This is a genomic window from Pseudomonas palmensis, from assembly GCF_017848315.1.
In the GTDB taxonomy this organism is placed as follows: Bacteria; Pseudomonadota; Gammaproteobacteria; order Pseudomonadales; family Pseudomonadaceae; genus Aquipseudomonas; species Aquipseudomonas palmensis.
In genome coordinates, this window is record NZ_JAFKEC010000001.1 from 32,079 (window position 1) to 53,136 (window position 21,058).

The following is a 21,058-nucleotide window of genomic DNA, read 5'->3' on the forward strand; positions in this document are numbered from 1 at the left end:
TCTGGATCGCAGTATAAACATCCAGACAGACAGGCGGATAATGACCGCCGTCATCTTCAAAGAGTCCCTGTTGCATGAATTATGCGTTCCCCCTGCTGGCCATTCTGATCTGGGCCGGCAACACCGTGGTCAACAAGCTGGCCGTCGGCGCCATCTTCCCTGCCGAGATCGGCTTCTACCGCTGGGTGCTCGCCGGCCTGCTGCTCAGCCCGTTCCTGCTGCGGGCAGTGCTGCGCAACCGCGCGGCGATCCGCCCGCACCTGGGCAAGATCATCATCCTCGGGGTGCTGGGCATGGCGGTGTACCAGAGCCTGGCGTACTTTGCCGCCGCCATCACCAGCGCCACCAACATGGGCATCATCCTGTCGCTGATGCCGCTGATGTCGCTGGCCCTGGCCATCGCCACCCTGGGCCAGCGCCTGAGCGCCGGCGCGCTGCTGGGTGCGCTGGTGTCGTTCGCCGGGGTGCTGGTGGTGGTGTCCGGCGGCGACCCGGCGGCGCTGCTGGCCCACGGCCTGAACCTGGGAGACGCGATGATGCTGATCGCCACCCTGGCCTATGCGGTGTACAGCACCCTGCTGAAAAAGTGGCAGCTGCGCCTGCCGCCGCTGCAACTGCTGTACCTGCAGGTGCTGGTGGCGATCGTGGTGCTGTTGCCGCTGTACCTGTTCTCGCCCAAGGCCGGGCTGAGCGTGGACAACATCGGCCTGGTGCTCTATGCCTGCGTGCTGGCCTCGATCGTGGCGCCACTGGTGTGGATGCAGGCGGTGGTGCGCCTGGGGCCCAGCCGCACCACGCTGTTCTTCAACCTGCTGCCGGCGCTGACCGCGGTGATCGCGGCACTGGTGCTCGACGAACGCCTGGCGCCGTATCACCTGGTGGGCGGCGTGCTGACCCTGGCCGGGGTGATTCTGGCCGAACGCTGGACCACCCCGCTGCGCCGCCTCAAAGCCCCGCCGCCTTCAGACGCGCCGCGTGCTCGGTAAACAGCCGTACCGGGTCGGCGCCCTTGCCCACCGCGCCGAGTGACTGGTTGACGATATCCAGGTGATCCAGCGGGTAGTCGTCGCCGATCACCTGGCCCAGGTGCGAGCTGAACCGCCCGACCATGCCGTCGCACTGGCCCGGTTCACGCACGAAGGTGCGCGCGAACAGGCGGCAGAAGCGGTTGCTGCCATCGAAGCGGTTGCGCCCGCTGTCGGTGATGCCCGGCTGCAAGGTGCCCGACCACGAGTAGTAGCGCACCCCGTCGACCTCGGCCGGCCCCTGGCCACCCCAGGTCAGCGGCAGGCCCTGTGGATAACGCTGGTTGAACAGGGCCACGCCCTCGAACGTCAGCGACTGGTGCGAGGCGTGCACGTCGATGGGCAGGCCTGCCCCGCGCCAGCCGGTTTCCAGCCAGCCCATCAGCCGTGCCAGACCGTGCAGCACCCACTTGAGAAGGCGCCCGCGGGCGGAATCGCCGGGGTAGTGTTTGTCCAGGTAGTCGGCCAGTTCGGAGCCGTGGTTGGGGCCCGCGATGGAGGTGACCGAGGCCACCCATTCCGGGCGCCTGGCCGCCGCATAACGGGCGGTCAGCGCACCCTGGCTGTGGCCCAGCAGGTGAACCTTGTCGGCGCCGGTGCGGCGGCGCAGGTCGTCGATGATGCGCAGTAGCTGTTCACCGCGCACCTCGTTGCCGTGGATCGGCGAGACCTGCACCGGGAACACCGTGGCCCCGCCCCGGCGCAGGGCCGCGACAATGCCGAACCAGTACGGGTACAGAACCAGGCGCACGAAGCCGAGCATGCCCGGCACCAGTACCAGTGGATAACGCGTTGCAAGCGCTTGCGACATGGCGGCCCCTCCCGATCCGTGGCAGTGCGCACCACCCTACAGGCACAACAATGGCAACTGCAATCGAACTCCCGGCGTGCGCTGCGGTTCCAACCCTTATCAGGCCATGACGGCCTTCACAAGGGAGCGAGACCATGTACAAGCACGCCCTGGCAGCCCTGCTGGCAAGCGCCACCCTGGTAGGCTGCGGCAGCAACCGCCCTGAAAACCCTGTGGACTACGTGACCTACCGCGAACAGCCGCTGGTCAAGCAGGTGGGCAACGGCATGACCATGCAGCAGGTGATCGCCATCGGCGGCAGCCCTTCCTCCGTCATCGACCTGCCCCACGGCGGCACATGCAACAACTACGTGCTAAACCATGAGGGCAAGCAACAGGCTTACTACGTGCGTTTCGATGCCACCGGGCATGTGGATGCCAAGGGCTTCAAGACGTGCGAGCAACGCCAGAAGGACGAACAGGCCCTTCCCGGCGCGTAAAACTTTTAGCGCGCCAATCAATCACACACTGTGCACCCGACGCGCCGTCAGAGCGTGAAACCCCGTTTTCAGCTTGGAGAACATGATGAGCAACGTTGAACTGACCGATGTACAAACCCTGCGCCACCGCGCCCGCCAGCACGTGGAAGACGGTGCGGTGACCGAAGGCTACACCGCCGACCGCGAAAAGATCCTGCGCCTGCTGAACGAGTCGCTGGCCACCGAGTGGGTGTGCGTACTGCGCTACAAACGCCACTACTTCATGGCCGAGGGGATCAAGGCCAACGTGGCCGCCGAAGAGTTCCTGGAGCACGCCAACCAGGAGATGGAGCACGCCGACAAGCTGGCCGAGCGCATCGTGCAGCTGGGCGGCGAACCGGACTTCAACCCCGACAACCTGAGCAAGAACTCCCACGCGCAGTACGTGGCAGGCAAGACCCTCAAGGAAATGGTGCTCGAAGACCTGGTCGCCGAGCGCATCGCCATCGACAGCTACCGCGAGATCATCCAGTACATCGGTGACAGCGACCCGACCACCCGGCGCATCTTCGAAGACATCCTGGCCCAGGAAGAAGAGCACGCGGACGATATGGCGGATCTGCTCAAAGGGCTGTAAACCGCAGCGACTTCATCGCGGGTCAAGCCCGCTCCCACAGGGTCCGTGGTGATCCTTGTGGGAGCGGGCTTGACCCGCGATGCGTTTAGCCAGCCTTGACGGTCTTGGGCGCCTTGCCCGAACGCATCTGCTCCAGCAACGGCGTGCACTGGTTCTCGTCCCCGCCGCTGGGCGCCACCAGCGCCAGCAACGCCGCCGCCGGCGCTACCGCCACCCCCAACGCCACCATCCCCGCCCCGCGCAACGCCAGCGGAATCGCCTGCACGCCCGCACTCGGCTTGGCAAACGGCCCGCGCACGTACAACGGCGAGCGCAGCGAGAACAGGCGCAGGCCCTTGGACTCGGGGTTGATCTTCAGGTCCAGTTGCTCGGTGGCGAAGTTGGCCGTGCCATCGATGTAGATGATCGCGTTCTCGGTGTCGAACACGAACAGGCGCGTACTGGCCAGGCCGTCCTTGATGCCGAAGTCCGCCGCCGCGCAGTTGATCTTCACCTCGTTGTCGCCAAACAGCTTGCCCACTACGTAGTTGCCCACGTTGAGCCCGGCGATCTCCATCAGGCCACGGCTGATCGCGCCATCGTTGATCAGCAGCCGCAGGTCGCCATTGGAGGTGCCCAGCAAGGCCGCCACCGAGTTGCCGCGGCCACTGATGTCGGCATCGCCATTGAGCGCACCGAAGCTGGTCTTCATCGGTTCGAAGGTGGGGAACAGCTGCTTGAGCTTGAAGTTGCGCGCACTCAGGCGCGCACGCCCCTGCATCGGCACCGCGCGGCCATCCAGGCGGATCTGCGCATCCAGCTTGCCGCCGGCCACGCCGAAACTCAGCGGCTCCAGGCGCAGCACGCCGTCATCGAGCACGAAGTGCGCGGCCAGGTCCTTGAAGGGCAGTTCTTCGCTGTGCACGATGCGCTTGCCGCTGAAGCTCACGTCGGCGTCCATGGTGCGCCAGCGCTCGGTGCGAAACTCCTCCACCGGCAGCACCTTGCCGGCCGGCTGCTTGCTCGCGCCACCACGGGCCTTCTGTTCGGCGTTGGAGTCGGCGCCGATCAGCGGGCCAAGATCCTTGAACAGCAGTTGGTTGGACACCAGCTTGCCGGTGAGCTTTGGCCGCGGCTGGCTGGCGACGAAGGCCAGGTCGCCATGGATATCGCTGTCGCCGATCTTGCCGTTGAAGCCCTCGTAGCGGAACACCGCCCCGCCCGGCTCGTGCAGCTTGGCGATCAGGTGGCCGTCGGTGGAATAGGCCGGCGAGTCGGGCAGGGTCACGCCGGTCAGTGGGTACAGATTGCCCAGGCTTGCGCCCGACAGGCGCAGGCGCAGGTCGAGCGCGCCAAGGTTGCGCGGGTCGGTCAGGGTGCCGGCCACCGCGACGCGCGTGTCGGCGATGCGCACGTCAGCCTGCAGCGGAAACGGCTGCGTGGCGTCCTGCAGTGCCAGCAGCCCGCCGATCTTGCCGCTGCCATTCAACGGCTGGCCCTTGTAGCGGCCGTCGACCTTGAAGCCGAAGGCGTAGTCCTGGGGCGCCGAACCCTGGCTCGCCGCCTTGTCGGCGCTGGCCTTGCCGACGATGTCAGTGAACGGGATGGGCTTGCCCAGCGGGTCGACCTGCACCTTCACCACGGTCTTGAGGGTCTGGTCGTCGAAGGCCACCTCGCCCTTGTCGAAGCCGATGGCGCCGATATCCAGCACCCATTTGGACGGCTCGGCGTTCTCGTCCTTGGGCCCGAAATCGAAGGTCCAGTTGGCGCGGCCATCGGCCAGGCGCTTGAGGCTGGCCACCGGCAGGGTCAGGTCGATACGCGGGATCACGATGCGCTGGGCCAGCAGCGGCAGCGGCGAGAGGCGAAACTCCACGCGCTGCAGGCCGACCATCTGCGGCGCCTTGAGCCACTCGGGGTTGCCCAGGGTCAGGTCCTGGGCGATGAAGCGCGGCCATGGCACCCAGGCGCGCCAGCCGCCCTCGTCGCGATCGCGCTGCCAGCGCACGGCCAGGTCGCCATTGATCGCAAAAGGTCGGTGCAAGGCCTCGGAGACCTTTTCGTTGAGGGTGGGCTTGATGCGGTTCCAGTCGAAGGTGGCGATGACGATGATCAGGACCGCCAGCAACAACAGCACAGTGGCGAAGGTCCAGGTGAGAATTTTGGCAGGGCGCGTCATTGCACGAATCTCCTGATGACAGCATGGCGAACAGCCATGCCCGTTGAGGGCACTTAACACTTCCGACTATCAATGCCGTCGATTGTTACCATTATCTTTATGAACTTCTTTATCTGACCCCCAAGCGTAGCATTGGCGCCGTACCCACTTACCAGCCCTCCCAAGGAGCGCCAGATCATGAAACGCCCATTGCTGCTCAGTTTTGCCCTCAGCCTGCTGGCTGCCAACGCCTTCGCCGTACCCGCCACCGAACAGAACCTCTCGGCCGAAGCCCGCGACAGCGCCAGCGTCATTGCACAGCCCCTCAAGACCCTGGCCGAAGGCGGTTCTGACCGCCTGATCGAGCGCAGCAACCGCGTTGCCGAAGGTGGTTCCGACCGCCTTGTCGAACGCAGCACTCGCATCGCCGAAGGCGGCTCGGACCGTCTGATCGAACGCAACAGCCGCGCGAGCTGAGCCCATGCGCCAGTGCCCGCGCCCACAGCCCGGTCCATCGACCGGGCTTTGTTTTTTGCGGCCCAGGCCCTAGAGTGCAGGGCTGTATGACTGTGAACCGATACTCGCCATGCTGCCGCGCGCCGAACAAAAGCTACAGACCCGACAGGCCCTGCTGGATGCCGCCCGCCACCTGATGGAGAGCGGCCGAGGCTTCGGCAGCATCAGCCTGCGCGAGGTAGCCAAGACCGCCGGCATCGTGCCCACCGGCTTCTACCGCCACTTCTGCGACCTGGACCAGCTGGGGCTGGCACTGGTCAACGAGGTGGACGAAACCTTCCGCCAGACCATCCGCCTGGTGCGCCACAACGAATTCGAACTGGGCGGCATCACCGATGCTTCGGTGCGCATCTTTCTCGATGTGGTGGCGGCCAACCGGGCGCAGTTCCTGTTCCTGGCCCGCGAGCAGTACGGTGGCTCGCAGCCGGTGCGCCAGGCCATCGCCAAGCTGCGCGAAGGGATCAGCTCGGACCTGGCGGCGGACCTCAAACGCATGCCGCGCTGGCGGCATCTGGACGACGCGGCCCTGGGGGTGATGGCCGACCTGGTGGTCAAGACCGTGTTCGCCACCCTGCCCGAGCTGATCGACTCGCCGGCCGAGCCGGTATCGGGGCAGTTGAGCGCGCAGGCGAAGATCACCCAGCAGTTGCGCTTCATCTTTGTCGGGGCCAAGTACTGGCAAGGGCTCGGCGATCTGCGCTGAGCCCTTGGCTTGCCAGCGAAGGGGTGCTCAAGCCGAACCGCAATTCCTGCTACCATGCGCCACAAACGCCCACCGCGACGACGCCTCTCCATGCCCGACCTTCGTACCGCCCAGCCTGAACTCCCTGCCCTGCTCGACAGCGTCCAGCAGCACTTCGCCCAGCGCATCGTGCCGCTGTGGCAAGGCCCGGGCTGGAACGCGGACATGGCCCTGCCATTCGAAGCCCTCGACCCGCAGCACCGGCCCCTGCCGGTACAGCGCTACCGTGCCATGGCCTGCGCGCGCCAGCTGTACCTGTTCAGCAGCCGCATCGAGCAGCCTGGCGCCGCGGAACGTGCCGCCGCCCTGCTGCGCACCCTGCAACGCCACTTTCACGACGCCGAGCACGGTGGCTGGTTCTACAGCATCGACGCCCAGGGCAACCCGCTGGACCGCACCAAGGACCTCTACACCCACGCCTTCATCGTGTTCGCCTGCGCGCATTACTGGGGCAAGGTGAACGAAGCAATGGCCGAGTCGACCTTGAATGCAGCCCTTGAAGTGGTGCTGGAGCGCTTTGCCACCGAGCAGGGCCTGTACGAGGCGAGCCTGGCCGAAGACTGGTCGACGCTGGGCAGCGGGCCGTTGCAGAACCCGCTGATGCACCTGGCCGAAGCCTTCCTCGCCACCCTGTCGGTGCGTCACGACGCGGTGGTACAGGACGCGCTGGTGAACCTCACCGAGGCCATGCAGGCGCACTTCATCGACCCGGCACATGGGGTGATGCTGGAGAAACCGCGCGGCGCTGTGGATAACTGGTTCGAACCCGGGCACCAGTTCGAGTGGTTCTATCTGCTCGAATCCTCACCGCTGCTGCGCGGCGGCGCGCTGCATGGCTCGTTGAGCCGCGCATTCGGCTATGCCGAGCAACAGGGGGTAAAGGACGGTGCGGTGCTGGCGATGCTCAATGTCGACGGCAGCGTGCGTGACGCCACCCAGCGCATCTGGGCCCAGGCCGAATACCTGCGTGCGTTGGCGCTGCGGCCCGACAGCGCGGGCAAGGTGCTGGCGCAACTGCAGGCATTGCAGCAGAACTTTCTGCATGACGGCGGCTGGCATGAATGCCGCGACGCCAGTGGCGCGGTGAGCCGGCACGATATGCCGTCGACCACGCCGTACCACCTGGCGACCTGCCTGGAAGGGTTGCAGCGCGCCCTCTGATGCCTTCGCCAGCAACGCTGGCTCCTACATGAGTTGCAGGAGCCGGCCTTGCCGGCGAAAGTGCACTCAGGCCTTCGAACGATCGATCGAGAACCCCGCCCACGCCTGGCTCACCGGCATCAGCTCGAGACTGTTGATGTTGATGTGCGCCGGCTGGTTGAGAATCCAGAAGATGGTCTCGGCAATGTCCTGCGGCTGGATCGGCTCGGCACCGGCATAGGTGGCGTCGTAGCGCGCCTTGTCACCCCCGAAGCGCACCAGCGAGAACTCGCTCTCGCACAGCCCCGGCTCGATGTTGCTGACCCGCACGCCCGTACCCTGCAGGTCGCAGCGCAGGCTCAGCGAGAACTGCCCGACGAACGCCTTGGTACCGCCATACACATGGCTGCCCGGGTACGGATAGTTGCCCGCCACCGACCCGACGTTGAGGATCGTCGCGCCACGCCCGTGGGCGATCAGGCGCGGCAGCAGCAGGCGGGTGCTGTACATCAGGCCCTTGATGTTGGTGTCGACCATGGTCTCCCAGTCGTCCAGGTCGCACTTGGGCGCCGGGTCGGCACCCAGGGCCAGGCCGGCGTTGTTGATCAGCCCGCGCAGCTTGGCAAAGGTCGGCGGCAAGCCTTCGATGGCCGCTTCCATGGCCTTGCGGTCACGCACATCGAGTACCAGGCCATGCACTTCGGTCTGCTTGGACAGCTCCGCACACAGCGCCTCCAGGCGCTCCTGGCGCCGACCGGTCAGCACCAGCGACCAGCCCGCCTCGGCGAAGCGACGTGCGCAGGCTTCGCCAAAACCGGAGGTGGCGCCCGTGATGAATACGGTGGAAGTCATGAAAAATCTCCTCGGGAAAACGTGCCCACGGGCAACTGATCGACAGGGCGTGCAGCATGCCCCGCCACCGCGCTGCGCAGCAAGCCGAAAATCAACTGTACAAAAAACGATCAAAACCCTGAAAGCCTTGCCCCGCAAGGCCCGGCGCGAGCTGTACGCACGTTATCCACAGGCCCTTCCACACAGACTGGGGGCAACTGCACAGGCTGCGGCCCACGGTTTGAGCGGGCTGCGGCCTGGCGTGGGAAGTATTTCGCTTGACCTGGCGGCCGCCCCTTGAACAACGCGACAGCCAGAGATGCAAAAGGATAACTGCAGTGATGGCCCGAGGCCTTTGATCTCGCTGCCTGCGCCAGTCTTTCCAGTGCTTGCCCACAGAGTTATCCACAGGCTGCACAGATGAAATGAGGGGCAATTGACCTCGCCATAAAAGCCTTGACAAATGCCCGCTGCAGCGTCAGAAAAACCGCTGCTCAAAAAACAACCACACCTCTGTAAGCCTTGTATTACATGGTCTTCAGCCATGTACTACCAAGTTACCCACAGTCGGTTCCACACGAATCGGGGACAACTTCAATGCCTTTGAAAACAAGTGCCTGGAGCGACGTTGTGTCGCGTTACCTGCACACCTTCAAATAACTTTTCCACAATCTGCCGCAAGGCCGATCTGCGGCCCGATCGCGGGTCAAGCCCGCTCCCACAAGGTTCACCGCTGCCCCTGTGGGAGCGGGCTCGACCCGCGATTGGGTCGTAATACGCACAAAAAAACCCCGGCAAGCCGGGGTCTTCTTTAATGTTCGCCGTCAGTGCCCACCCAGATACGCGTTGCGCACCTCCTCGTTGACCAGCAGTTCCTGCCCGGTGCCGGTCATGCGGATCTGCCCGTTGACCATCACGTAGGCGCGGTCCGACAGCTTGAGCGCATGGTTGGCGTTCTGTTCCACCAGGAAGATGGTCATGCCGGTCTTGGCCAGCTCGCGCAAGGTCGAGAAGATCTGCTTGACCACGATCGGCGCCAGCCCCAGCGACGGTTCATCCAGCAACAGCAACTTGGGCCGGCTCATCAGCGCCCGGGCAATCGCCAGCATCTGCTGCTCGCCACCGGACATGGTCATCGCCCGCTGGTTGCGCCGTTCCTTGAGCCGCGGAAACAGCTCGAACATGCGCTGCATGTCCTCGCCGGCGAACTTGTCGCCAATCGGGATGGTGCCCATCATCAGGTTCTCTTCCACCGACATGTCCGGGAACACCCGGCGCCCCTCCGGCGACTGCGCAATGCCGTTGGAGGCGATGTAGTGGGACGACTTGTGGGTGATATCGGTGCCCCGGTAGAGGATCTGCCCCGACGCCGCGCGCGGCTGGCCGAAGATCGACATCAGCAGCGTGGACTTGCCCGCGCCGTTGGAGCCGATCAGGCTTACCGTCTCGCCTTCGTCGATGTGCATCGAGACCTTTTTCAGCGCCTGGATCGGGCCGTAGAACACGTCCAGGTCCTTCAGTTCGAGGATCGGTACGCTCATGCCAGCTCCTCTTCATCGGCGCCCAGGTAGGCCGCGATCACCGTCGGGTTGTTGCGGATCTCCTGCGGCGCGCCCTCGGCGATCACGTTGCCGTGGTCCAGCACCACGATATGGTCGGAAATGCTCATTACCATGCCCATGTCATGTTCGATCAGTACCACCGTCAGGTCATGCTCGTCGCGCAGCACGCGGATCATGCGGCTGAGCGCTTCGGTTTCCTGCGGGTTGAGGCCGGCGGCGGGTTCGTCCAGGCAGATGATCTGCGGGCGCGTGCACATGGCCCGGGCAATTTCCAGGCGGCGCTGCTGGCCATACGAGAGCTCGCCGGCCAGGCGGTTGGCGCAGTCCACCAGGTCGACCACCTCCAGCCAGTAGAAGGCATGGTCCAGGGCGTCGCTCTCGGCCTGACGGTAGGCCTTGGTGTTGAGCACCCCAGCCAGCAGGTTGCGGTTCACCCACATGTGCTGGGCCACCAGCAGGTTCTCCACCACCGACATTTCCTTGAACAGGCGAATGTTCTGGAAAGTACGCGCCAGCCCCGCCCGGTTGACCAGGTGGGTGCCGCCGAACATCTTGTAGTACAGGCGGCTGGCAAAGCTTCTGGGCGACACGAAGTCGGCCGCCTGGAAGCGTTCGCCCAGCAGCTGGATGACATTGGTGCGGGTGCCGCGCAGGTTCAGCTCGATCTTGCCGCCGCTGGCCTTGTAGAACCCGGTAAGGCAGTTGAACACGGTGGTCTTGCCCGCGCCGTTGGGGCCGATAAGCGCGAAGATGGCATTGCGCCGGACCTTCAGGCTCACGTCGCTGAGCGCCTTGATGCCGCCGAACTGCATCATCAGGTTGTCGACCGAAAGAATCACTTCGTCGCTCATGGCGCCACTCCTTTACGCGGGACCACACCGGTGCGGCTGATGCGGATCAGCCCACGCGGTCGCCAGATCATCATCAACACCATCAGCACGCCGAACAGCAGCACGCGGTACTCGGAGAAGCTGCGCAGCAGCTCCGGCGCCACGGTCAGCACGAAGGCGGCGATCACCACCCCGACCGTCGAGCCCATGCCGCCGAGCACCACGATGGCCAGGATCAGCGCCGACTCGAAGAAGGTGAACGAGGACGGGTTGACGAAGCCCTGGTAGCTGGCGAAGAACACCCCGGCCAGGCCTGCGGTGGACGCACCCAGGGTGAACGCCGAGAGCTTGACCAGCACATGGTTCAGGCCCATCGAGCGGCAGGCGATCTCGTCCTCGCGCAGTGCTTCCCAGGCGCGCCCCACCGGCATGCGGGTGAGCCGGTGCTTGATGTACAGCACCGCCAGCACCACCAGGAACAGCACGATGTAGATGAACAGGAATTTCACGTTGGGGTTGTAGTCGATGCCGAAGAACTCGTGGAACGGTACCCCGCCGTCCTTGGCCCGGCGCCCGAACTCCAGGCCCATGAAGGTCGGCGACGGTACCGGCATGCCGTTGGGCCCGCCGGTGAACGACAGCCAGTTGTTGAGCACCAGGCGGATGATCTCGCCAAAGCCCAGGGTCACGATGGCCAGGTAGTCCCCGTGCATCCTCAGCACCGGAAAGCCCAGTATGCAGCCGGCCAGTGCCGCGGCGATCGCCGCCAGCGGCAGCACCGTCCAGAAGCCCAGCCCCAGGTACTGGTAGCCCAGCGCCAGGCCATAGGCACCGATGGCGTAGAACGCCACGTAGCCCAGGTCGAGCAGCCCGGCCAGGCCCACCACGATGTTCAGCCCCAGGCCCAGCAGCACGTAGATCAGCCCCAGGATGACCACGGTAAGCAGGTACTTGTTGGCGAAGAACGGGAACACGATGGCAATCACGATCAGTGCCGGGATGATCCAGCGCAGGCGCGACTTGTAGTCCGGCGCCAGCACATGCACACCCGAGCCACTGCTCTCGAAGCCCTGCAGGATGGCCTGGCCCTTGCTGGTCTGCAGGAACAGGCTGAGCACGAAGCGCCCCAGCATCACCCCCGCCACCAGCCAGGCGACACGCGCGGGCTGCATGTTGAAGCTGTAGCCGTCGAGCACCACGCCGACGATGGGGCCGAACACGATCAGGGAAATCAGCCCGGCGAGAACCATATCGACCAGGCTGCGCTTGATATCGATGGAAGCGTTTTTGGCAGCAGACATACTTACACCTTGGCCACGAGTGGGCGACCCAGCAGGCCTTGGGGACGGAAGATCAGGATCAGTACCAGCAGCGAGAAGCTGAACACGTCCTTGTAGTCGGAGTTGATCAGCCCGGAGAACAGCGACTCGGAAATCCCCAGGATGATGCCCCCGAGCATCGCGCCCGGCAGCGAGCCGATACCGCCCAGCACCGCCGCGGTGAAGGCCTTGATGCCGATGATGAAGCCGGCATAGAAGTCGAAGGTGCCGTAGTTCATGGTGATCAGCACGCCGGCCAGCGCGGCCATCACCGCACCGATGACGAACACGTAGGAGATCACCCGGTCGGTGTTGATGCCCAGGATCGAGGCCATCTTGCGGTCCTGCTGGGTGGCCCGGCACATGCGCCCCAGCTTGGTGAACTTGATGATGTAGGTGAGCGCGGCCATGCCGACGAAGGCTGCCACCAGGATGAAGATCTTGGTGTAGGTCAGTTGCACGAAGCCGGTGCCCACTTCAAGGCGCCAGGCGCCTTCGAGCAGGGTCGGCACGCCCTGTTGGCGGGCGCCCTGGCTGATCTGCGCGTAGTTCTGCAGGATCAGCGAAATGCCGATGGCACTGATCAGCGGTGCCAGCCGGGTGGAGTTGCGCAGGGGTTTGTAGGCGATGCGTTCGATGGTCCAGCCATACACGCCGGTGACCACCACCGTGAAGATCAGCGTCCCGAGCATCAGCAGGGGAAAGGACTCGATACCGAAATACGCCAGCAATGCCAGGCTGATAGCCGCCAGGTAGGCGGAAATCATGTACACCTCGCCGTGCGCGAAGTTGATCATGCCGATGATGCCATAGACCATTGTGTAGCCGATGGCGATCAGACCATAGACCGACCCCAGGGTCAGACCATTGATCAGTTGCTGCAGGAAAATACCATCCATAACGCAATCTCACGTATTTGAGATTGCACAAGCGCCGACCACGTTGCACTGCCGTTGAGGCGGTACAAGCGGCGCCGGGTTGTGCAGATCTACGAGAAAAGACAGGTACGGCAAAAACCGGGGCGCGCCCCGGGCAGCGAGTGCCCGGGGTGCCGGCCGTTGTTATTTTTGTTTTTCCAGTTGGTGATACTTGCCGTCCTTGTCCCACTGGTAGACCACGTAGTCGGACACGGTCAGGTCACCCTTGGCGTCCCACTTCTTCTCGCCCATCACGGTCTGCACCGGGTTGGCCTTGAGCCACTTGGCAGCGTCTTCACCCTTGTTCGACTTGGAACCGTTGAACGCGGCGGCCAGGGCCTGGATCGAGGCGTAGGCGTACAGGGTGTAGCCTTCGGGCTCGGTACCGGCCTTGCGGAACTCGTCCACCACCGCCTTGCTGTCGGGCAGCAGGCGCGGGTCGGCGCCAAAGGTCATGTACACGCCATCGACGTACTGCTTGCCGCCGGCGGTCGACACCAGTTCGTCGGTGACGATGCCGTCGTCGGACATGAACTTGACGTCCTTGAGCCCCTGCTCGCGCAACTGGCGTACCAGCGGGCCGGCTTCGGGGTGCAGGCCGCCGAAGTAGACCACGTCGGCACCGGTGGAGCGGATCTTGGTGACCACGGCGCTGAAGTCCTTCTCGCCACGGGTCAGGCCCTCGTACAGCACCGGGGTGACGCCGCGCTTGGTCAACTGCGCCTTGGTGGCGTCGGCCAGGCCCTGGCCATAGGTGTCCTTGTCGTGCAGAACGGCAACCTTCTTGCCCTTGAGCACATCGACGATGTAGTCGCCGGCCACGATGCCCTGCTGATCGTCGCGCCCGCACATGCGGAACATGGCGCTCAGGCCACGTTCGGTGACCTGCGGGTTGGTCGAGCCGGGGGTGATGGCGATGACCCCGGCCTCGTCGTACACCTCCGACGCCGGGATGGTGTTGGACGAGCAGAAGTGCCCGACCACGCCGATGACCTTGTCCTGGTCGACCAGGCGGTTGGCCACGGCCACCGCCTGCTTGGGCTCGCAGGCATCGTCGCCCTTGACCAGCACGATCTTCTCGCCGTTGATGCCGCCCGCGGCATTGATCTTGTCGGTGGCCGCCTGCGCACCTTTCATGTATTGCTCGCCAAACGCCGCGTTGGCACCGGTCATCGGGCCCGCTACACCGATCTTGACGTCGGCCTGTACATACGAAGACACGCCCATCGCCGTGGCAACGGCGAGGGCCAGAAAGCCTTTCTTGTAAAACGTCTGCGACATGAGGTGGTGCTCCTGAGTTTTTTTGGTTGGCACTACAACGTTCAGCAATTGCGATGAGCAAGGGCCGTGCCATTGGATTTTTATTCTGTAAAAACTCGCGATCAGGTTCGGCAGGCGCCGCTTTCGCGCCTTTTCCACGGGCCGTGCAACCTCCTGCCCTGCACCTGGCGCCACCCACGAACCGCTTGAAGCGCAACCCTTGAGTGCCATCATTGCAACCCTGACCTGTGTTTACGTGCAACCAGCCTGTAACAAGATACGTAACCGAACTGCACATCCTTGGTGCGCATCTGCTACAGCGGGCACCATAAGAGGCTAGCTGGCCAATGCGAAAACCGCCGCTACCCATAGCCTGCTACCGAATTACCCCGTCGGCGCCGGCCTCAGCGGCAAAAAGACTGGCACAATGGGCTGCATTGGCGGCCCCGGATGGGCGCACGCCCGACCTGGAGTCCTTTATGAGCGAAAGTGCCTTCGCCAACCGCATCGTGCAGAGCCTGCTCGATACCGATTTCTACAAGCTGACGATGATGCAGGCGGTGCTGCACAACTACCCCAACGTGGATGTGGAGTGGGAGTTCCGCTGCCGCAACGGCGAAGACCTGCGCCCCTATCTGGCGCAGATCCGCGCACAGATCGAGCGCCTCAGCGAGCTGAGCATCAGTGCCGAGCAGTTGGGCTTCCTGGAGCAGATCAGCTTCATGAAGCCGGACTTCCTGCGCTTTCTGGGGCTGTTTCGCTTCAACCTGCGCTACCTGCACCTGGCCATCGAGCACGATGAACTGGTATTGCGCCTGCACGGTCCGTGGCTGCACGTGATCCTGTTCGAGGTGCCGCTGCTGGCGATCATCAGCGAGGTGCGCAACCAGCACCGTTATCCACAGATCAAGCTGGTGGATGCACGCGACCAGCTGTACCGCAAGTTCGACTGGCTGCGCGCCAATGCCAGCAGCGAGGAGCTGGCCGAACTGCAGGTGGCCGACTTCGGCACCCGCCGACGCTTCTCCTACAAGGTCCAGGAACAGGTGGTGAAGGTGCTGACGGCGGAGTTCCCGGCGCGCTTCGTGGGCACCAGCAACGTGCACCTGGCACGCAAACTGGATATCAAACCGCTGGGCACCATGGCCCACGAGTGGATCATGGCCCACCAGCAGCTCGGCCCGCGGCTGATCGACAGCCAGATCGCCGCCCTGGACTGCTGGGTGCGCGAGTACCGCGGGCTGTTGGGAATAGCACTGACCGACTGCATCACCATGGATGCATTCCTCGGCGACTTCGACCTGTACTTCGCCAAGCTCTTCGACGGCCTGCGCCATGATTCCGGCGATCCGGTGCAATGGGCAGAGAAGGCCATCGCGCATTACCGCAAGCTGGGGATCGACCCGATGACCAAGACGCTGGTGTTCTCGGACGGGCTGAACCTGACCAAGACTCTGGAGATATTCCGCGCCTTGCGCGGGCGCATCAATGTCAGCTTCGGCATCGGCACCAACCTCACCTGTGACATTCCCGGGGTGGCGCCGATGAGCATCGTACTTAAAATGACCGACTGCAACGGCCAGCCGGTGGCGAAGATTTCCGATGAAGCGGCCAAGACCCAATGCCGCGACGCCAACTTCGTCGCCTACCTGCGCCACGTATTCAAAGTGCCCAAGGAGTAACCCATGCAAGCCGTCCAGCGAGAGATTGCGCAGCAGCTCAAGGTTCAGCCGCCGTTCGCCGACGCGGCCGCGCTCGAGGCGGAGAAGGCCCGGCGCGTGGCCTTCATCCAGCAATGCCTGAAGGACGCCGGGCTCAAGACCCTGGTGCTGGGCATCAGCGGTGGTGTCGACTCGCTGACCGGCGCCCTGCTCGCCCAGCGCGCGATCAACGAGCTGCGCGAACAGACGGGCGATGTGCATTACCGCTTCATCGCCGTACGCCTGCCGTATCAGGTGCAGCATGACGAGCATGACGCCCAGGCGTGCATCGATTTCATCCAGCCTGACGAATGCCATACGGTGAACATCGCGCCGGCGGTGCAGGCGCTGGCGGCCGAGGTCGAGGCGCTCAGGGACGGCAAGCCGGCGCTGGTGGATTTCGTGGTGGGCAACACCAAGGCGCGCATGCGCATGGTGGCGCAGTACACCATTGCCGGGGCACGTGGCGGGCTGGTGATCGGCACGGATCACGCGGCCGAGGCGGTGATGGGGTTCTTTACCAAGTTCGGTGACGGGGCCTGCGACCTGGCGCCGTTGAGCGGGCTGGTGAAACATCAGGTGCGCGACATCGCACGCAGCTTTGGCGCGCCGGAGTCACTGGTGGAGAAGGTGCCGACCGCCGACCTGGAAGACCTGGCGCCGGGCAAGCCGGACGAGGCATCGCATGGGGTGACCTATGCGCAGATCGATGCGTTTCTGCACGGCGAGGCAGTGAGCGAGGAAGCGTTCGAGATCATCAGGCGCACGTACGAGAAGACGCATCACAAGCGCGAGATGCCGTTCGCCCCGTAAAAGCATCGCGGGTCAAGCCCGCTCCCACAGGTACATCACTGCCTTCAAGACCAGTGTTGTACCTGTGGGAGCGGGCTTGACCCGCGATTGGCAACGCCGCGTTACTTCAGGGTAACAGTGCCTTTCATCATCGAGATGTGGCCAGGGAACGAGCAGAAGAAGCCGTACTTCTCGTCAGCCTTGAGCTTGGAAACATCGAAGGTCACCGAGTCCTTCTCACCAGCACCGATCACCTTGGTGTGGGCGATCACGCGGTCATCACCTTCCTTCAGGTAATCCTTGTCGATACCGGCGCTCAGGCCGTCGGTGGCGATTGGCTGCATGTCAGCTTCTTTGCTGATCACCAGGTTGTGGCCCATGACGTTCTTCGGCAGGTTGCCCGAGTGGGTCAATTCGACGGTGAAAGTCTTGCAGCTCTTGTCGATCTCAATGGCCTTGGTGTTGAAGGACATCTGGTCGGTGGAATCGACCGTGACCTTGCAATCGGCAGCGAAGACCTGGGCACTGGCGAGGGTCAGCAGGGATACCGCAACAGCTTTGGCAAACATCGTGAATCTCCTTGGCAGGGGTTTTTTATCCGTTTCTATACTGCCCCAGAGCGTCCCCCACCGGCCTGATATGAGTCAAGGGGCAGGTTAGGCGCGCTGGTAGTAAATTTTCGCTATGGATTGTATACACAAAATCCGCGGGACCATCATGCGCCATTCAGGGACGATGAGACAACCTCTCAATTAGGAGTACAGGACATGTCCCTTGGTAGTCTGATGCGCAGCCTGCTGGCTGCCTATGCCTGCGGTGCCACTGGCAGCAACGTCGAATTCGCGCGCCCGGAGTGATGGGCCGTCACGCCGGGCCTTCATCCAGCGGCAACACTGTCACCTGCACCTGCGGGTCATGGCTGCCCCCGCCCAGAATCACCCCACGCAGCGGTGACACATCGGAAAAATCCCGGCCCCAGGCCAGGGTGATGTGCTCCAGCGCCGGCAGCAGGTTGTTGGTGGGGTCGAAATCCACCCAGCCGTTGACCGGGCAATACACCGACACCCACGCATGCGAGGCATCGGCCCCGATCAGCCGGGCCTGCCCGGGCGGCGGGCGCGTCAGCAGATAGCCGCTGACATAGCGCGCCGCCAGCCCGCGCGAGCGCAGGCACGCGAGCATCAGGTGGGCGAAGTCCTGGCACACGCCGCGGCGACGCTGCAGCACCTCCACCAGCGGGGTGGCCACCTGGGTGGCACCGGCATCGAAGGTGAACTGGCTGAAAATCTGCTGCATCAGGGCCTGCACGCACAGCAGCAACGGCTGGCCCGGGGCGAAACACGGCTCGGCAAACGCGACGAAACGCTGCTTCAGCCGCACATACGGCGATTCGAAACGAAAGCGGCACGCCTCCAGCGTGGCCGCAGGCAGCGCCTGCCCCGAATACGCCAGCGCCTGGCACACCTGTTCCCACGGCGGCGAGGCAGCCAGCACCGGCGCGGCGCGCGACAGCACGTTCACCTGCACCCGCGTCACCACGCGCAGTTGATCATGCTGGCGCTCCAGCGCCAGCCGGGTCAGCGGGTTGCCGAAGCCGTCGAGCTCGTCGCGCCGCCGGGTCGGCAGGGGGTCGACCTGCAATTGCCGGTCTTCGCACTGCTGCCAGGCACAGGCGCGTGGCCACAGATGCACCAGTTGCTGGGCCAGGGACACCGGGCTGTCATAGCGGTAATGGGTGTCGTGCAGTACCTGGTAGCGCGCGCTCATCAGGCCGACACCGTCTGCTGGCTGATGTCATCGACATGCACGAAGTGGCGCAGCGCCAGTCGCTCGGAGGCCTGCAGGCTGGCCTTGGCGATCTCGCCCAGCAACTCGGCCAGGCCATCGAGCACCGCGCGCACGCTGGCCTTGCCGAACAGCGCGTGCTCCAGGCTGCCCAGGTCGAAGTGGTACAGGCGCTCGGCGAGCAGGGCCAGGGTCGGGTCTGGCGGGCTGCCGAACTCATCGCTGGATCGCTCCAGGGCACGCACCAGCAGCTTGAGCTGGAACAGCACCGCATGGGGGTTCTGCTGGTCGAGCAGGAGCAGGTCCAGCACCGGGATCAACTGCGCCACCGCCAGGTAGCGCGAGCGGTAGGTGATGCTGCTGTTGCCCAGTTCAAGCAGCCATTCCAGGCCCGCCTGGTCGAAGGCGCCGGGGCCGCGCAGAAAACTGGCCAGGCTCAGGCTCAAGCCCTGCAGGCGCTCGATGCGCCGCCCGATCATCAGAAAGCGCCAGCCTTCATCGCGGGTCATGTCGTCCAGGGCAAAGCCGGACAGCGCCGCCAGCGACATCACCAGGCGGTTGAGAAAATCCAGCTGCTCGCCGAAGTCTGCCGTCTGCCCACCCAGCGCCTGGGCTTCGTGCTGCAACTCCACCAGCGCCTGCCAGTTCTCCCGCGAGAGCTTGCCGCGCACCTGGGCGGCGGTCCACTGCAGGCGCTGCAGGTTGGCGCGCAGGCTGAACGCCCAGTCGGCATCGAGCAAGGCGGCGCGCAGGCGCTCGGCCAGAGTGCCCTCGGGGGGCAGCAGCTCAAGCTCTTCGGCCAGGGCCACCGCCGCCTGCCAGGTGGATGGATGTTCGCCATCCAGGTAGCGGCTGAGCAGAATGCGCAGCAGGCGCGCGCTGGTGTCGCAGCGCTCGCAATAGCGGCCGAACCAGAACAGGTTTTCCACGACCCGCGACGGCAGGTACGGGTCCTGACGGATCAGATCGGCCACGCCAAGGGTGCGGCTGGCCTGCCACTGTTCGCCGACCGGGGCCGCCTCGCCGAGTACCCAGGTGTCCTTGCTGGCCCCGCCGCGCTGCATCGACACCACCTCGGCATCGGCCAGGGCGGCCACCCGGGTCAAGCCGCCGGGCAGCACCCGGTAGCCATCGGCGGTGGCCACCGCATATACCCGCATGCCGATCGGCCGCGCCTGCAGCGTGCCCTGCCATACCGGCGCCTGGGACAACTGCGCCAGTTCCTGTGCCACGTAGGCATACGGGCGTGCACGGATGCGCCCGGCCAAGGCATCGCGCGCCGCCTCGTCCAGGTCGCGCCCGAACAGCGCAGCGAAACTCTGCGAGGGGAACGCCGGCTTGATCAGCAGCTCCGGCAGCCTGGCCAGGGCCTGCTCCAGCGCAGGCGGCTCGCCGCACCACCAAGTGGCGATCGACGGCAGGCTCAGGGCCTCGCCGAACAGGTGCTGGTTGATGGCCGGCAGAAAGCCGAGCAGGCCGGGAGATTCGAGCACCCCGCTGCCCAGCGCATTGGCCACCAGCACGCGGCCCTGGCGTACCGCGTCGAGCAGGCCGGGCACGCCGAGGGCCGAGTCGGTACGCAGTTCCAGCGGGTCGCAGAAATCGTCGTCCAGGCGGCGCATGATCGCGTGCACCCGGCGCAGCCCGCCCAGGGTCTTGAGGTAAACCGTGGCATCGCGCACGGTCAGGTCGCTGCCTTCGACCAGTGGGTAACCAAGCTGGCGGGCGAGGAACAGGTGCTCGAAATAGCTTTCGTTGAAGCGCCCCGGGGTCAGCAGTACCACCAGTGGCGGTTCCTGGCCGCTGGGTGCCAGGCGCAGCAGGCTCTGTTGCAGGTTGCGAAAGAAGCCGGCCAGGTGCTGCACGTGCAGGTCGCGGTACAGGTCCGGCAGGGTGCGCGTGACCAGCGTGCGGTTCTCCAGCGCGAAGCCGGCCCCGGAGGGCGCCTGGGTGCGGTCGGCGGTGACCCACCAGCGCCCATCGGGGCCGCGGGCAAGGTCGGCAGCGTACACATGCAGGAAGGTCGAGCCAGGCGGCGTGATGCCCTGGCACGGCCAGAGAAAATTGTTGTGGCCGAACACCAGCTCAGCCGGCAGCAGGCCTTCGCCGATCAGGCGCTGCGGGCCATAGATGTCGGCCAGTACCGCGTTGAGCAGGTGCGCGCGCTGGGCGATGCCCGCCGCCAGCGCCTGCCACTCCTGCGCGGGGATCAGCTGCGGCAGCAGGTCCAGCTCCCACGGGCGATCGGTGCCGTCGGGGTCGGCGTAGATGTTGTAGGTGACGCCGTTTTCCTGCAGATGGCGCGCCAGTTGGGCCTGGCGCTGGGCCAGCTGGGTGGGGCCGCTGCGTTGCAGGTGCTGGTGCAGGCGCTGCCAATGCGGGCGCACGCTGCCATCCGCCGCGAACATCTCGTGGTAGGAGGCAGGGCTTGGTGAGGCCAGCGGGTCAGCCATGGGCGTGCTCGGTGACGGCAGGTGATGCAGGGTAGCGTGTGGCGGGGATGGGGAGAAGGATGGATGTGGCCTTGCGGGCCTCATCGCGGGTCAAGCCCGCTCCCACAGGATAGTCAGTGGCCTATGGATCTGCACTGTACCTG

The 21,058-nt window shown here is 64.8% G+C and carries 18 protein-coding genes and 1 pseudogene; 8 read left to right on the forward strand and 11 right to left on the reverse strand.

Translation table 11 applies throughout. The features are described 5' to 3' along the window. The first annotated feature begins 74 nt into the window (after window positions 1–74). Window positions 75–986 carry a DMT family transporter gene (locus JZZ72_RS00170; RefSeq protein ID WP_088514148.1) on the forward strand — a complete coding sequence of 304 codons (912 nt, stop codon included), beginning with the start codon at window positions 75–77 and terminating at the stop codon, window positions 984–986. Here the strand turns inward: JZZ72_RS00170 and JZZ72_RS00175 are convergent. Then, window positions 946–1,836 (reverse strand): esterase/lipase family protein, encoded by an 891-nt coding sequence (locus JZZ72_RS00175; protein ID WP_210013876.1) that lies wholly within the window; start codon window positions 1,834–1,836, stop codon window positions 946–948. The two genes, JZZ72_RS00170 and JZZ72_RS00175, sit on opposite strands and share 41 nt — an antisense overlap. A 134-nt stretch (window positions 1,837–1,970) precedes the next feature. Here JZZ72_RS00175 and osmE point away from each other — a divergent pair, with 134 nt between their 5' ends. Both osmE and JZZ72_RS00185 read left to right on the forward strand, forming a co-directional pair. After that, entirely contained in the window at window positions 1,971–2,315 is a 345-nt protein-coding gene (gene osmE, locus JZZ72_RS00180; RefSeq protein WP_043863505.1) for an osmotically-inducible lipoprotein OsmE, read from the forward strand. Between the two features lie 85 nt (window positions 2,316–2,400). After that, complete coding sequence (locus JZZ72_RS00185) at window positions 2,401–2,931, forward strand: ferritin-like domain-containing protein (RefSeq protein ID WP_043863506.1); 531 nt, start codon at window positions 2,401–2,403, stop codon at window positions 2,929–2,931. 85 nt (window positions 2,932–3,016) lie between these two features. Here the strand turns inward: JZZ72_RS00185 and JZZ72_RS00190 are convergent, their stop codons facing one another. After that, window positions 3,017–5,089, reverse strand: a complete 2,073-nt coding sequence (locus JZZ72_RS00190) for an AsmA family protein (RefSeq protein ID WP_043863507.1) — start codon at window positions 5,087–5,089, stop codon at window positions 3,017–3,019. 177 nt (window positions 5,090–5,266) lie between these two features. On the opposite strand from JZZ72_RS00190, the pseudogene JZZ72_RS00195 reads away from it, so the two are divergent. The 3 genes and pseudogenes from JZZ72_RS00195 to JZZ72_RS00205 all read left to right on the forward strand — a co-directional run. Beyond that, a pseudogene (locus JZZ72_RS00195) lies at window positions 5,267–5,542 on the forward strand (phage infection protein); the annotation flags it as partial. Window positions 5,543–5,654: 112 nt separating this feature from the next. Next, window positions 5,655–6,287: a TetR family transcriptional regulator gene (locus JZZ72_RS00200; protein ID WP_210013877.1), complete on the forward strand. Its 633-nt coding sequence runs from the start codon at window positions 5,655–5,657 to the stop codon at window positions 6,285–6,287. A gap of 90 nt (window positions 6,288–6,377) precedes the next feature. Further along, on the forward strand, window positions 6,378–7,487 hold the full coding sequence (locus tag JZZ72_RS00205) for an AGE family epimerase/isomerase (RefSeq protein WP_210013878.1): 1,110 nt from the start codon (window positions 6,378–6,380) through the stop codon (window positions 7,485–7,487). A 66-nt stretch (window positions 7,488–7,553) separates the two neighbouring features. Here JZZ72_RS00205 and JZZ72_RS00210 read toward each other — a convergent pair whose 3' ends face one another. From JZZ72_RS00210 to JZZ72_RS00235, 6 genes are all read right to left on the reverse strand, one after another. After that, on the reverse strand, window positions 7,554–8,318 hold the full coding sequence (locus JZZ72_RS00210) for an SDR family oxidoreductase (protein ID WP_043863510.1): 765 nt from the start codon (window positions 8,316–8,318) through the stop codon (window positions 7,554–7,556). 803 nt (window positions 8,319–9,121) lie between these two features. Next, window positions 9,122–9,838: an ABC transporter ATP-binding protein gene (locus tag JZZ72_RS00215; protein WP_043863511.1), complete on the reverse strand. Its 717-nt coding sequence runs from the start codon at window positions 9,836–9,838 to the stop codon at window positions 9,122–9,124. Continuing rightward, window positions 9,835–10,710 carry an ATP-binding cassette domain-containing protein gene (locus JZZ72_RS00220; protein WP_054916169.1) on the reverse strand — a complete coding sequence of 292 codons (876 nt, stop codon included), beginning with the start codon at window positions 10,708–10,710 and terminating at the stop codon, window positions 9,835–9,837. The genes JZZ72_RS00215 and JZZ72_RS00220 overlap by 4 nt, the downstream gene beginning before the upstream one ends. Beyond that, the gene (gene livM / locus JZZ72_RS00225; protein ID WP_043863512.1) at window positions 10,707–11,990 is read right to left on the reverse strand and encodes a high-affinity branched-chain amino acid ABC transporter permease LivM; all 1,284 of its coding nucleotides are present in this window, start codon (window positions 11,988–11,990) and stop codon (window positions 10,707–10,709) included. The genes JZZ72_RS00220 and livM overlap by 4 nt, the downstream gene beginning before the upstream one ends. Window positions 11,991–11,992: 2 nt before the next feature. After that, the gene (locus JZZ72_RS00230; RefSeq protein ID WP_043863513.1) at window positions 11,993–12,907 is read right to left on the reverse strand and encodes an ABC transporter permease subunit; all 915 of its coding nucleotides are present in this window, start codon (window positions 12,905–12,907) and stop codon (window positions 11,993–11,995) included. 162 nt (window positions 12,908–13,069) lie between these two features. Continuing rightward, window positions 13,070–14,206 (reverse strand): branched-chain amino acid ABC transporter substrate-binding protein, encoded by a 1,137-nt coding sequence (locus JZZ72_RS00235; protein ID WP_043863514.1) that lies wholly within the window; start codon window positions 14,204–14,206, stop codon window positions 13,070–13,072. Window positions 14,207–14,664: 458 nt separating this feature from the next. On the opposite strand from JZZ72_RS00235, the gene pncB reads away from it, so the two are divergent. Further along, window positions 14,665–15,867, forward strand: coding sequence for a nicotinate phosphoribosyltransferase (gene pncB / locus JZZ72_RS00240; RefSeq protein ID WP_043863515.1), 1,203 nt, complete (start codon window positions 14,665–14,667; stop codon window positions 15,865–15,867). Window positions 15,868–15,870: 3 nt separating this feature from the next. After that, entirely contained in the window at window positions 15,871–16,698 is an 828-nt protein-coding gene (nadE, locus tag JZZ72_RS00245; RefSeq protein WP_210013879.1) for an ammonia-dependent NAD(+) synthetase, read from the forward strand. Between the two features lie 101 nt (window positions 16,699–16,799). On the opposite strand, the gene azu is transcribed toward nadE, so the two are convergent. The 3 genes from azu to JZZ72_RS00260 form a co-directional block, all read right to left on the reverse strand. Then, complete coding sequence (gene azu, locus JZZ72_RS00250) at window positions 16,800–17,246, reverse strand: azurin (protein WP_043863517.1); 447 nt, start codon at window positions 17,244–17,246, stop codon at window positions 16,800–16,802. A 295-nt stretch (window positions 17,247–17,541) separates the two neighbouring features. Further along, window positions 17,542–18,444, reverse strand: a complete 903-nt coding sequence (locus tag JZZ72_RS00255) for a transglutaminase family protein (protein ID WP_100632902.1) — start codon at window positions 18,442–18,444, stop codon at window positions 17,542–17,544. Beyond that, window positions 18,444–20,915, reverse strand: a complete 2,472-nt coding sequence (locus tag JZZ72_RS00260) for a circularly permuted type 2 ATP-grasp protein (RefSeq protein WP_210013880.1) — start codon at window positions 20,913–20,915, stop codon at window positions 18,444–18,446. The genes JZZ72_RS00255 and JZZ72_RS00260 overlap by 1 nt, the downstream gene beginning before the upstream one ends. Between the last annotated feature and the right edge of the window lie 143 nt (window positions 20,916–21,058).